This is a genomic window from Aurantimonas aggregata, assembly GCF_010500835.1.
Taxonomy (GTDB): domain Bacteria; phylum Pseudomonadota; class Alphaproteobacteria; order Rhizobiales; family Rhizobiaceae; genus Aurantimonas; species Aurantimonas aggregata.
The window spans coordinates 75857-88079 of the sequence record NZ_JAAAMJ010000013.1; the positions used below are offsets into that span (position 1 = coordinate 75857).

The following is a 12223-nucleotide window of genomic DNA, read 5'->3' on the forward strand; positions in this document are numbered from 1 at the left end:
CGGTGTCGTCTCGCCAATAAGAAACAGAACAAGGAACCAGCGATGCCGGAACGGACGCAAAACCTCCAGGACCTCTTCCTCAACACCGTACGCAAGCAGAAGATCTCCCTGACCATCTTCCTGGTCAACGGCGTCAAGCTGACCGGCGTGGTGACCTCTTTCGACAATTTCTGCGTCCTGCTTCGCCGCGACGGCCACTCACAGCTGGTCTACAAGCATGCCATCTCCACCATCATGCCCTCCCAGCCGGTCCACATGCACGACGGCGGGGACGACGACAGGACCGACTGATTGACCGAACCCCGCGAAAACCATCCCAAGGGCCCCATCGAACACGCGAGCGTCGCGACGCGCGCCGCCGTGTTCGTGCCGGTGTTCAAGCAATTCTCGGCCAAGGAGGACGGCATTGCGCCCGGCGCCGAACTCGTGCGGCGCAGCGACGACGCGCGGCTTGCCGAGGCGTTGGGTCTGGCGGCGGCGATCGGTCTCGACATCAAGGCGAGCGGCGTCGTCTCCGGCCCGCGTCCGCGCCCGGCTACGCTGATCGGCGCCGGCAAGCTGGAGGAGATCAAGGGGGTGGTCGCGGCCGAGGAAATCGGTCTGGTGATCTTCGACCACCCGCTGACGCCGGTCCAGCAGCGCAACCTGGAGCGCGAACTCGATACCAAGGTGCTCGATCGGACGGGCTTGATCCTCGAGATCTTCGGCCAGCGCGCCCGCACCAAGGAAGGAACGCTGCAGGTCGAGCTCGCTCATCTGAACTACCAGCGTGGCCGCCTCGTCCGCAGCTGGACCCATCTGGAACGCCAGCGCGGTGGTGCCGGCTTCCTCGGCGGTCCGGGCGAGACGCAGATCGAGTCGGACAGGCGGCAGCTGCAGGAGCGCATCAAGCGGCTCGAGAAGGATCTGGAAGCCGTCCGGCGCACTCGCCAGCTGCATCGCGCCAAGCGCAAGAAGGCGCCGCATCCCGTGGTGGCCCTCGTCGGCTACACCAATGCCGGCAAGTCGACGCTGTTCAATCGGCTGACCGGCGCCGACGTCCTGGCGCAGGACCTGCTCTTCGCAACGCTCGACCCAACGGTCCGGCGCACGACGCTGCGGCACGGCACGGAAGTCAGGTTCTCCGATACGGTGGGCTTCGTCTCGGACCTGCCGACGCATCTCGTCGCGGCGTTTCGTGCAACGCTGGAAGAGGTCATCGAAGCCGACCTCGTCCTGCACGTGCGCGACATGGCCGATCCGGACACGCTGGCGCAGGCCGAGGACGTCCGCAAGATCCTGCGCGACCTCGATATCGACGTCGACGACAGCGAGCACGTCATCGAGATCTGGAACAAGGCCGATCTTCTGGACGAGGCGTCGCTGAGCCATATCGAGGCGGTGCGCGAAGGCCTGCCGGATCCGCGGGCGGCGCACATCGTCTCGGCCGTCGCCAACACCGGCATCGCGCCGCTGATGGACGACGTCGAGCGGCGGATCGCCGGTACGCTGTGCGAGATGACGCTTGATGTCGGGCCGGACGGCATGGGCATGCTGCCCTGGCTCTACGAGAACGCCTCGGTCAGCGGTCGTGAGGACCGCGAGGATGGCGCCGTGTCGCTGACCGTGGAGATCACCACGCAGGCGCGCACCGAGTTGCGCCGGCTGGCGCAGCAATCGCCGGATGTCACCATCCGCTGAACCGGCGACACGACCACACCAGACAGCAAAAAGCCGGCCCAAGGGCCGGCTTTTTTGTGAGCTTCAAATGCCTTGTCGGCAGCGGCTGCTACAGGGCGCCGGTACCGATCAGCATGAAGGCCGGGATGTCGTCGCCAAAGCCGACCGGGGCCTTGCCGTCGTCGCCACCGCGACCGCGGTTCTGGTCGACGGGCTGCGCGCGCGGCGCCGGGGCGGGCGCTTGCTCGGCGGCGGGTGCCGGACGCGCCGTCCTCTCGCCGCGCGCACGGCGCGGTGCGGGGACGGCCCGAACTTCCCGGACCTCGGGCTCCTCGATCACGGCAGCGACTGGCTCGGCATCGGCTTCGATCGCCGGCGCAGCTGTATCGTCAGTGGCTTCAGGGGTGCGTGCCGGACGCTCTTTGCGGACGCGCGTGCGGCCGGCGCCCGATGCATCGGTGCGGCGCGAGCTGCGACGGGCGCTAGGGGCGGCGTCTGCGGGCTCTTCGGGCAGCGCCGCAGCGGGCACGCCCTGCCATTCGATCTCTGTGCCGATCAGCTTCTCGATCGCCGCGAGATATTTCTGGTCCGCCTTGGTGGCGAGCGTGAAGGCCTTGCCCGAGCGGCCCGCACGGCCGGTCCGGCCGATGCGGTGGACGTAATCCTCCGCATGGATCGGGACGTCGAAGTTGAAGACGTGGCTGACCGCCGGGATGTCGAGACCGCGCGCCGCGACGTCCGAGGCAACGAGCAGCTGGATCTTGTTGTCGCGGAAGCTCTGCAGCATCGCGGTCCGTGAGCGCTGGTCCATGTCGCCGTGCAGCGCGCCGGCAGAGAAGCCGTGCCGCTCGAGCGAACGGAACAGCGTCGCCACGTCACGCTTGCGATTGCAGAAGATGATGGCGTTGGTCAGGTCCGTCTCTTCGCGGATGACGCGGCGAAGCGCTTCGCGCTTCTCGGAATCGACCTTCTGGCAGGCGACCAGCCGCTGCGTCACCGTCAGTGCCGCGGACGCCGGCTTGGCGACCTCGACCCGCACGGGGTTCTGCAGGAACTGCTCGGTGAGGCGGGTAATCTCCGGCGGCATGGTGGCCGAGAAGAACAGCGTCTGGCGGGTGACCGGCAGAAGCTTGCAGATCCGCTCGATGTCCGGGATGAAGCCCATGTCGAGCATCCGGTCGGCCTCGTCGATGACGAGGATCTCGACGGCGTTCATGAGGAGCTTGCCGCGCTCGAAATGATCGAGCAGGCGGCCTGGCGTCGCGATCAGGACGTCGACGCCGCGGTCGATCTTCTTGTCCTGGTCACCGAAGGACATGCCGCCGATCAGCAGGGCGATGTTGATCTTCTGGTCGCGGCCGTAGCGCACGAAGGACTCTTCGACCTGCGCCGCAAGCTCGCGCGTCGGTTCGATGATGAGGGTGCGGGGCATGCGTGCCCGGGCGCGCCCCTTTTCGAGGAGCGTCAGCATCGGCAGGACGAAGGACGCCGTCTTGCCGGTACCCGTCTGCGCGATCCCCAGAATATCCCGGCGCTCCAGCGCGTGCGGGATGGCCTGTTCCTGGATCGGCGTCGGTTCGCTGTATCCGGCAGCCTCGACGGCGGCCAGAACCTTGGCACTGAGGCCGAGTTCGGAAAATGGTTTCAAGCGTCAGGTTCTCTTTGGATAATGGGGTTTACGGTCTACGACTTCGAAGGCCCATTACCGCGGGGCAGTAGGGCGATAGCTTTTCCGAGTCAACCACAAGCTACTATATGGCGCTCAAACAGGGGATTTACAGGGTAAGGATGGTGAATCAGTCGCCTATCGTGATGATTCCGGGGTTGCTCTGCACCGCGGATCTCTACCGCGCGCAGATCGCGGCATTGCCGCCGGACGCAGTCATCATTGCCGACACGGTTCGCGATGAATCGATCGACGCCATGGCCGAACGTCTGCTCGCTCATGCGCCGCCGCGTTTCGTTTTGTGCGGCCTCTCTATGGGTGGTTACGTCGCACTGCAAGTCGCCCGGCATTCGCCCGATCGCGTGTCTGGTCTAGTCTTGGTCGCGACCAGCGCGCGGCCCGATACGCCGGAGCAGACCGCCGTGCGCCGTCGCCTGGTGGCGCTCGGCCGGGAGAAGGGCATCGAGACGGTGGCGGAGACGCTCTGTCCGCGCCTGCTGGGACCGGATGCGCGGCACGATCCGGATCTGCGAGATCGGGTCGTCGCCATGGCCAAAGAAGTTGGCATCGACGCCTTCGCGCGCCAGCAGGCGGCCATCATCGGCCGCCCCGACCAGCGTCCGACGCTCGACCGTCTCGCGATGCCGACCCGCATTCTCGTCGGAACCGCGGACGATATCATCCCGGTCGAATGTTCCCATGAAATGGCCGAAGCCATTCCGCTGGCCCGGCTCACCACGATCGAGGCAAAAGGGCACCTTCTCTCGATGGAGGCGCCGGACATCGTGACCCAGGCGCTCACCGAAATGCAGGCCGCAGTGTCCGAAGCGCCGTGTGGGCGGCAGTCTCAGTTCGACGCCGGGCCGAACATGTAAGGCGCGTCGGGCGCGAAATGCAGCTCATACGTCTCGGCGATCTCGCCGTCCGCCGGCAGGATGTCAAAGAACAGCGTCAGGCCGCTCGGCGCGCCGGGGCTCGGCTCGTCGGCCCGGTAGCCGACGATGGCGCCGTCCACCTGGTTGATCTCGGTGATCTCGGTCGATGCCCGCACGATATGGTCGGTGCCCGAGCCTTCGAGCTGCTGGACGAAGAAATGATACCCCGTCTCGTCGGCGGGCGACTGGACCATGACGGTCCGCCACACGCCCTGGCGCGTACCTTCCGACCAGGGGCCAACGATCTGCACGTCCTCGACGAGGGGCGAAAGCGCGTCGATGGCGGCGGTCACGGCCGACCCTGTCGTCATCTCGCTCGGAGCGGCCGCCTGCGTCTCAGGAACGGCGGGTGCGGCCGGGCTGGCTGCTGGCTCGTTCGGCGCCGGCGCTTCGGGCGACTGGCCGAAGGCGGGCAGGGCGAACAGCAAGGCTGAACCGAACAAGGCGGCAGCTGGGAAGATCCGGGTCACGGTCGATACTCCGATGGCTTTTGCCGCAGCATTCCGCCGGACGGCGTCAGATGTCCAGATCCTCGACGAAGGCGGCCCGGTCCTGGATGAAGCGGAAGCGCGCCTCCGGCTTGTTGCCCATCAGCGCCTCGACGGCACCGGCGGTTCCCGCTTCCGGCGTCTCGTCGACCACGACCTGCAGCAACGTGCGCTTGCGCGGATCCATGGTGGTTTCCTTGAGCTGCGAGGGCAGCATCTCGCCGAGCCCCTTGAAGCGGGAGATCTCCACCTTGCCGCGGCCCTTGAATTCCTTCTCGACGATCCGCTCGCGATCGCGCTCGTCCCGCGCATAGAACGTCTTGCCGCCCTGCGTCAGCTTGTAGAGCGGCGGCACGGCCAGGAAGAGATGACCGCTGCGAACCAGCTCCGGGATTTCCTGGTAGAAGAAGGTGATCAGCAGCGAGGCGATGTGGGCCCCGTCGACGTCGGCGTCGGTCATGATGATCACCCGCTCGTAGCGCAGATCGTCGCTGCGATATTTCGAGCGCGTCCCGCAGCCGAGTGCCTGGACGAGATCGGCGAGCTGCTGGTTCGCTCCGAGCTTGTCGCGGCCGGCGCTGGCGACGTTGAGAATCTTGCCGCGCAGCGGCAGGATCGCCTGCACCTTGCGATCGCGCGCCTGCTTGGCCGAGCCGCCGGCGGAATCGCCCTCGACGATGAACAGTTCCGCCCCGGCCGCGCCGGTCTGCGAACAGTCGGCGAGCTTGCCGGGCAGGCGCAGCTTGCGCGTCGCCGTCTTGCGGCTGACTTCCTTTTCTTGGCGTCGACGCAGCCGCTCGTCGGCGCGCTCGACCACCCAGTCGATCAACTTTGCCGCGTCCTGCGGCGAGGAGGCCAGCCAGATGTCGAAGGAGTCGCGGATCGACTGCTCGACGATGCGTTGTGCCTCGGCTGTCGCCAGCCGGTCCTTGGTCTGGCCGACGAACTCCGGCTCGCGGATGAACACCGACAGCATCGCGGCCGCGGTCAGCATCACGTCGTCGCCGGTGATCACCGAAGCGCGCTTGTTGCCGGAGACTTCCGCGAAGGCCTTGAGGCCGCGCAGCAGCACTGAGCGCAGGCCAGCCTCGTGCGTGCCGCCTTCGCCGGTCGGGATGGTGTTGCAGTAGGAGCGCACGAACCCGTCGTCCGGCGTCCAGCTGACGGCCCACTCGACCGCGCCGTGGCCGGTCTGCTTCTCGGTGCGGCCGGCGAAGATCTGCGACGTGACGCGGTCCTTGCCGAGCGTCGTGTCGAGATAGTCCGTCAGGCCGCCGGGAAAGTGGAAGATGTCGCGCGCCGGAATCTCGCCATTCGGCGTCAGCAACTCCTGGTCGCAGGACCAGCGGATCTCGACGCCGCCGAACAGATAGGCCTTGGAGCGCGCCATGGCGTAGAGGCGCTCGGGCCGGAAGCGCGCGCCGGCGCCGAAGATCTGCGGGTCCGGCCGGAAGCGCACTCTCGTGCCGCGCCGGTTATGAACCTCGCCGACCTCTTCCAGCGGGCCGGTGGCTACGCCGCGGGCATAGATCTGCCGGTAGAGACGCCGGTTGCGCGCCACCTCCACCTCGAGGTGCTCGGAGAGCGCGTTGACCACCGAGACACCAACGCCGTGCAGGCCGCCGGAGGTCTCGTAAACCTTGGAATCGAACTTCCCGCCGGCATGCAGCGTGGTCATGATGACCTCGAGCGCCGACTTGTTCTTGTATTTCGGATGCGGGTCGATCGGAATTCCGCGCCCATTGTCGGCGACGGAGAGAGTGCCGTCCGCCTCCAGCGAGACCTCGATGAAATTGGCGTGGCCGGCGGTCGCCTCGTCCATCGAGTTGTCGATGACTTCGGCGAAGAGGTGGTGCAGCGCCTTCTCGTCGGTGCCGCCGACATACATGCCCGGACGGCGGCGAACCGGCTCGAGCCCCTCCAGGACCTCGATATCGGCGGCGGTGTACTCGGCGGGCGGCGGTGGCGTGGCAGGCGCAGCGCGCGTACGGCTGGCGGACTTGGGGGCCGCCGGTTGGCGCGCGGCATTGCCGGAAAACAGGTCGTCGCTCATCGCGCCGTCGCGTCCGGGCCGGAAAACAGGAAGATCGAGCGCCAATCGAACATGGAACCTGCCTATACTTTCACGAAATGTTCTTCAACCCCGGGCCGCTCGGTCGAGCCGCCCGGGCCCGGTTTTCCTATCGTTATCCACGGTTTCCGGTGCTGCCCCGATGACGCGGCCTCGGGTTCCCGTCGAGCTGTTCCAGCAATTCCGGCACAAATGATATGGGGCGCCCGAAGGCGCCCCTTATCGTATTCCAGCCGCTGCCGGAGACCTCCGGCAAGCGCCGTCAGACCGAGTAGTACATGTCGAACTCGACCGGATGCGGCGTCATCTCGAAGCGCAGCACCTCGGCCATCTTCAGGTCAATGAAGGCGTCGATCTGGTCGTCGTCGAAGACGCCGCCGGCTTTCAGGTAATCGCGATCCGCGTCGAGCGATTCCATCGCCTCGCGCAGCGACCGGCAGACGGTCGGGATTTCCTTCAGCTCTTCCGGCGGAAGGTCGTAGAGATCCTTGTCCATGGCTTCGCCCGGATGGATCTTGTTCTTGATGCCGTCGAGGCCGGCCATCAGCATCGCCGAGAAGGCGAGATACGGGTTGGCCGTCGGATCCGGGAAGCGGACTTCGACGCGCTTGGCCTTCGGCGACTGGCCGAACGGGATGCGGCAGGAAGCCGAGCGGTTGCGCGCCGAGTAGGCGAGCAGGACCGGTGCCTCGTAGCCCGGAACCAGGCGCTTGAAGGAGTTGGTCGACGGGTTGGTGAAGGCGTTCAGCGACTTCGCATGCTTGATGATGCCGCCGATGTAGAAGAGCGCGCTCTCCGACAGGCCTGCATATTCGTCACCGGCGAAGGTCGGCTTGCCACCCTTCCAGATCGACTGGTGCACGTGCATGCCCGAGCCGTTGTCGCCGAACACCGGCTTCGGCATGAACGTCGCCGTCTTGCCGTAGGCGTTGGCCACCTGGTGGATGACGTATTTGTAGATCTGCATCTTGTCGGCGTTGCGGGTCAGCGTGTCGAACTTGATGCCAAGCTCGTGCTGCGCCGCGGCGACCTCGTGGTGATGCTTCTCGACCTCGACGCCCATCTCGGCCATCACGGTCAGCATTTCCGAACGGATGTCCTGGCAGGAATCGATCGGCGGGACGGGGAAGTAGCCGCCCTTGACGCGCGGCCGGTGGCCGAGATTGCCGGTCTCGTATTCCATGTCGTCGTTGGACGGCAGTTCGGTCGAGTCGAGCTTGAAGCCGGTGTTGTACGGGTCGGCCTTGTAGCGGACGTCGTCGAAGATGAAGAACTCGGCTTCCGGGCCGAAGAACGCCGTGTCGCCGGTGCCCGACTGGGTCAGGAACGCTTCGGCCTTGCGCGCGGTCGAGCGCGGGTCACGGTTGTAGGCCTCGCCGGAGATCGGATCGAGAATGTCGCAGACGATCGCCATGGTCGACTGGGCGAAGAACGGGTCCATGTAGGCCGTCTCCGGATCCGGCATCAGGACCATGTCGGACTCGTTGATGGCCTTCCAGCCGGCGATCGACGATCCGTCGAACATCGAGCCTTCCGAGAACATGTCCTCGTCGACGATGCCCACGTCCATCGTGACGTGCTGCATCTTGCCCTTGGGGTCGGTGAACCGCAGGTCGACGAATTTAACGTCGTTGTCCTTGATCTGCTTCAGAATATCGTTGGCGCTCGTCATAGCGGTCCTTCCTGATATTGAACGATGTGTTTTGTTGGGAGACGGTGAGGGGTCAGATGGCGTCCGTACCGGCTTCGCCGGTACGGATGCGGATCGCTTCCTCGATGTTGGAGACGAAGATCTTGCCATCGCCGATGCGCCCTGTCTGGGCAGCCTTGCGAATGGCTTCGACGGCGGCCGCGACGTTCTCGTCCGCCAGCACGATCTCGACCTTCACCTTCGGCAGGAAGTCGACGACATATTCCGCCCCCCGGTAGAGCTCGGTATGGCCCTTCTGGCGCCCGAAACCCTTGGCCTCGGTGACAGTGATGCCCTGGAGCCCCACGTCCTGGAGAGCTTCCTTGACCTCATCCAGCTTGAACGGCTTGATGATCGCCTCGACCTTCTTCATCGACATTCCTTCACGACGTTGTCCCCGTCACGGGCCGCCGGCCCGTCCCCCGGCCCAATGCAGGAGGCGTGCCAAAGGCATGGCTTCGAGCCGTGACACCCGAAATAGTGGCGATCGTCTCCGCCCGCTCCGATGGCGACACCATGGCAGGCTGCGGCGCGACTGCTTATCGAATCTATCGTTACCCTGCCGAATGTTCGCTGCCCATAGCGGCAACACCCGACGACGCACGAATTCACGCCAAGTGCATAAAACTTAGGCATACAGTTGTAACTTTAGGCAACCCATGACTGATAAATCCTCTCATATCCTGCTGAGCCCCCGCGAGATGGCGGAGGCCGACCGCCTGACGATCGAGGGCGGCGACTCGGGCACGGCGCTGATGGCACGCGCCGGGATGGCCGTGGCGAAAGTGGCCGTCGCGGATTTCCCCGATGCGCGGCGGATCGCCGTCTTGGCCGGCCCCGGCAACAATGGCGGCGACGCCTATGTGGTGGCGCAGCTGCTACGGGAAGCGGGCCGCGAGGTGCGCCTTTACGGCCTCGTGGATCCCGCGCGATTGTCGGGCGACGCAGCCGCCGCGGCATCGGCGTGGGGCGTTGCTACCCTGCCGCTAGAAGCGTTCGACCCGACCGACGCGGGGCTGGTGATCGATGGCCTGTTCGGCGCCGGGCTTGCCCGTCCGGTCGAAGGGATCGCCGCCGCCGCGATCGACCGACTGAACGCCGCCGCGACGCCGGTCATCGCGATCGACCTGCCGTCCGGCGTCTCGGGCGAATCGGGGAAGGCGCTCGGCGCCGCCGTCTGCGCCGATCTCACCGTCACCTTCTTCCGCCGCAAGCCGGGGCATCTGCTGGAGCCGGGGCGCAGCCTCTGCGGCCGCACTATCGTCGCCGATATCGGCATCGGACCGGCGGTGCTTGACCGCATCGCGCCGCAGACCTTCGCCAACGAGCCGGATTTGTGGCTGAGCGATTATCGAAGCCCCGCCGATGCTGGGCACAAATACGACCGGGGCCACGCGGTGGTGTTTTCCGGCGGTCCCAGCCAGACGGGCGCGGCGCGGCTCGCGGCGTTGGCAGCCCTGCGCGGCGGTGCGGGACTCGTCACGCTGTTCGCGCCGGCTTCCGCGATGATGGTGAACGCCATGCACCTGACGGCGGTCATGCTGAAGCGCTGCAACGACGCCGACGAGCTGGCGACGCTGATCGAGGATGCCCGGTTCAACGCCTTCGTGCTCGGCCCCGGTTTCGGGGTCGGCGAGACGGCCCGATCCTTCGCCACCGCGATCCTGGAAAAGGGCCGGCGGCTGGTGCTCGACGCCGACGGCATCAGCTCGTTCCGGGAGGCGCCGGATGCTTTGTTCGCAGCCGCGGGCGAGGGCGCGCGCCTGCAAGGCCCGGCCGAGCCGTTGCTCTTGCTGACGCCGCATGAGGGCGAATTCAAACGGCTGTTTCCGGATATCGCCGCCGACTGCAGCCTGTCGAAGCTGGACCGCGCGCGGGCCGCGGCGCGACGCGCGGGCGCCATCGTGGTTCTGAAGGGCCGCGACACGGTCATCGCCGCGCCCGACGGTCGCGCGGCGATCAACGCCAACGGCACGCCGTGGCTGGCGACGGCCGGCACCGGTGACGTCCTCGCCGGCATCGTCGCCGCACAACTGGCGCAGGGCATGCCGAGCTTCGCGGCCGCCTGCGTCGGCGTCTGGATGCACGGGCGGGTGGCGGAATTGTTCGGCCCGGGCCTGATCTCGGAGGACCTTCCGGCAATGCTGTCGAAGGTCCACATCGAATTGCAGGCGCTGGTCAGGCGGGAAGACTGACCGAGCGCGCGCCGGCAGGCCGATCAGCCGGCGTCGAGCCGCTCCTGCAGGGCCACCGCGGCATGCGGTGCACGCGGTTTGCCCGAGCGGATGAAATAGAGGAACACGTCGCGCGGCTGCTTTGGCGGCGCCTTGTCCGGATCGGCCCGCCGCAGATCGTCCGGCTGGGCGCCTTCCGCCCATTTTCGCGCCCGCGCCGCCCAGCCATCCAGCGCGTCGCCGGGATAGCCGGTGGGGTTGGCCTCGTCGCCCATCTGGAGGCGCGCATAGACGAAGTCCGCCGTGACGTCGGCGATCTGCGGGTAATCCTCCGCCTCGGCGCAGACGATGGCGACGCCGGCCTTGCGGCAGATCGCGACTGCCTCGGGGCAGGCGAAACTCTCGTGCCGCGGCTCGACGACATGGCGCAGGCGCAGATTGCCGGCCTTTTCGGGTAGGAGATCGACGAAGGCGCCGAAATCGTCGGGATCGAACTGCTTGGTCGCCGCAAGCTGCCAGAGGATCGGGCCGAGCCGGTCGCCGAGCTCGGCGATGCCCGACGTGACGAAGCGCTCGATCGACTCGCCGCCTTCCGCCAGCACCTTCCGGTTCACCGCGAATCGTGGTGCTTTCAACGAGAAAACAAAGCCTTCGGGCGTCTCGTTCGCCCATTTTGCGAAGGTCGCCGGTGACTGGCTGCGATAGAACGTGCCGTTGACCTCGATCGTCTTCAGCTTCGACGCGGCATATTCGAGCTGGCGCTTCTTCGGCAGATCGTCCGGATAGAACGTCTCGTTCCACGGCTCGAACGTCCAGCCGCCGATGCCCGCGCGGATTGTGCCTGACTGGGCCATGTGGTTTCCCTTTGTTCGCTCACGTGGGCGGAATGAAAGGCTGCGAGATCTGCCGGAAGACCGGCAAGGTTTCCATCGCCGCACAATGCGCCGCAAGTGCCGGGCAGTCTTCCAGTCGCGCCAGTTCCGGATGGGAATCGGTCATGTGGCGGATCGATGCCGCCACGGCGATGTCCGCATGGCCGATGCGGTTGCCGAACCAGAACGATCCGTGGCGGCCGGCCCGGTCGGTCTCAAGCGCGACGAGGGTGCCGCGGAGTTGGCTGAGGCACCGCGCCTCCCAGACCGGCGAGATGGTGTCGTGCAGCCGCTTTTCGTAGAACAGGCTCACGGCCTTGTCGGCCAACCCGCTCGCCAGGGCCGTCACTTTCAGCGATTGCCGCCTTTCAGGTTCCAAACGCGGATGCATCGCCTTCTCGGCCGGCACCAGCGAGTCCAGATGATCGAGGATCGTGTAGCTGTCGACCAGAACCTCACCGTCGTCGAGGACCAGCGTCGGCACGCGCGTCAGCGGGTTCAACGCGGCGATCTTGTCGGCATCACCGAACACCGACCACGGCCGGTGCTCGAACGGAATATCGTAGAGCGTCAACACGATGCCGACGCGGCGCACGAATGAGGAGTCGTACTGTCCGATGAGGATCATTCCATCACTTCGAAGGGAGCCGGGCGGTGCCAGCTACTCC

Annotated in this window: 11 protein-coding genes; 4 read left to right on the forward strand and 7 right to left on the reverse strand. The window is 66.4% G+C overall.

Features of this window, described 5'->3' with window-relative positions; all coding sequences use genetic code 11:
* Nucleotides 1-42: 42 nt before the first annotated feature.
* Both hfq and hflX read left to right on the forward strand, forming a co-directional pair.
* Nucleotides 43-291, forward strand: coding sequence for an RNA chaperone Hfq (gene hfq, locus GTW51_RS15820; RefSeq protein ID WP_163044993.1), 249 nt, complete (start codon nt 43-45; stop codon nt 289-291).
* On the forward strand, nt 292-1680 hold the full coding sequence (hflX, locus tag GTW51_RS15825; RefSeq protein WP_163044994.1) for a GTPase HflX: 1389 nt from the start codon (nt 292-294) through the stop codon (nt 1678-1680). It begins immediately after the preceding gene.
* A gap of 88 nt (nt 1681-1768) precedes the next feature.
* On the opposite strand, the gene GTW51_RS15830 is transcribed toward hflX, so the two are convergent.
* Nucleotides 1769-3307 carry a DEAD/DEAH box helicase gene (locus tag GTW51_RS15830; protein WP_163044995.1) on the reverse strand — a complete coding sequence of 513 codons (1539 nt, stop codon included), beginning with the start codon at nt 3305-3307 and terminating at the stop codon, nt 1769-1771.
* Nucleotides 3308-3414: 107 nt separating this feature from the next.
* Between GTW51_RS15830 and GTW51_RS15835 the strand changes: the two genes are divergently transcribed.
* Complete coding sequence (locus tag GTW51_RS15835; protein ID WP_203566119.1) at nt 3415-4200, forward strand: alpha/beta fold hydrolase; 786 nt, start codon at nt 3415-3417, stop codon at nt 4198-4200.
* Here the strand turns inward: GTW51_RS15835 and GTW51_RS15840 are convergent.
* From GTW51_RS15840 to GTW51_RS15855, 4 genes are all read right to left on the reverse strand, one after another.
* Entirely contained in the window at nt 4173-4730 is a 558-nt protein-coding gene (locus tag GTW51_RS15840) for a hypothetical protein (protein ID WP_163044996.1), read from the reverse strand. The two genes, GTW51_RS15835 and GTW51_RS15840, sit on opposite strands and share 28 nt — an antisense overlap.
* A gap of 46 nt (nt 4731-4776) precedes the next feature.
* Nucleotides 4777-6801 carry a DNA topoisomerase IV subunit B gene (gene parE, locus GTW51_RS15845; protein ID WP_163044997.1) on the reverse strand — a complete coding sequence of 675 codons (2025 nt, stop codon included), beginning with the start codon at nt 6799-6801 and terminating at the stop codon, nt 4777-4779.
* A gap of 280 nt (nt 6802-7081) precedes the next feature.
* A complete protein-coding gene (gene glnA, locus GTW51_RS15850) occupies nt 7082-8491 on the reverse strand; it encodes a type I glutamate--ammonia ligase (RefSeq protein ID WP_163044998.1) in 1410 nt (469 codons plus the stop codon).
* Nucleotides 8492-8543: 52 nt separating this feature from the next.
* Nucleotides 8544-8882, reverse strand: coding sequence for a P-II family nitrogen regulator (locus GTW51_RS15855; protein ID WP_163044999.1), 339 nt, complete (start codon nt 8880-8882; stop codon nt 8544-8546).
* Nucleotides 8883-9168: 286 nt separating this feature from the next.
* Between GTW51_RS15855 and GTW51_RS15860 the strand changes: the two genes are divergently transcribed.
* Nucleotides 9169-10704: an NAD(P)H-hydrate dehydratase gene (locus GTW51_RS15860; protein WP_163045000.1), complete on the forward strand. Its 1536-nt coding sequence runs from the start codon at nt 9169-9171 to the stop codon at nt 10702-10704.
* Nucleotides 10705-10727: 23 nt separating this feature from the next.
* Here the strand turns inward: GTW51_RS15860 and GTW51_RS15865 are convergent, their stop codons facing one another.
* Together GTW51_RS15865 and GTW51_RS15870 are read right to left on the reverse strand one after the other, a co-directional pair.
* On the reverse strand, nt 10728-11537 hold the full coding sequence (locus GTW51_RS15865) for a DUF72 domain-containing protein (RefSeq protein WP_163045001.1): 810 nt from the start codon (nt 11535-11537) through the stop codon (nt 10728-10730).
* A gap of 19 nt (nt 11538-11556) precedes the next feature.
* Nucleotides 11557-12183, reverse strand: coding sequence for a glutathione S-transferase family protein (locus tag GTW51_RS15870; RefSeq protein ID WP_163045002.1), 627 nt, complete (start codon nt 12181-12183; stop codon nt 11557-11559).
* Nucleotides 12184-12223: the final 40 nt, after the last annotated feature.

Bases quoted from the DNA above. Each gene is read 5' to 3' on its own strand.
- parE (WP_163044997.1), bottom strand. From the start codon at position 6,801: ATGAGCGACGACCTGTTTTCCGGCAATGCCGCGCGCCAACCGGCGGCC.
- GTW51_RS15860 (WP_163045000.1), top strand. From the start codon at position 9,169: ATGACTGATAAATCCTCTCATATCCTGCTGAGCCCCCGCGAGATGGCG.
- glnA (WP_163044998.1), bottom strand. From the start codon at position 8,491: ATGACGAGCGCCAACGATATTCTGAAGCAGATCAAGGACAACGACGTT.
- hfq (WP_163044993.1), top strand. From the start codon at position 43: ATGCCGGAACGGACGCAAAACCTCCAGGACCTCTTCCTCAACACCGTA.
- GTW51_RS15870 (WP_163045002.1), bottom strand. From the start codon at position 12,183: ATGATCCTCATCGGACAGTACGACTCCTCATTCGTGCGCCGCGTCGGC.
- GTW51_RS15835 (WP_203566119.1), top strand. From the start codon at position 3,415: ATGGCGCTCAAACAGGGGATTTACAGGGTAAGGATGGTGAATCAGTCG.
- GTW51_RS15865 (WP_163045001.1), bottom strand. From the start codon at position 11,537: ATGGCCCAGTCAGGCACAATCCGCGCGGGCATCGGCGGCTGGACGTTC.
- GTW51_RS15855 (WP_163044999.1), bottom strand. From the start codon at position 8,882: ATGAAGAAGGTCGAGGCGATCATCAAGCCGTTCAAGCTGGATGAGGTC.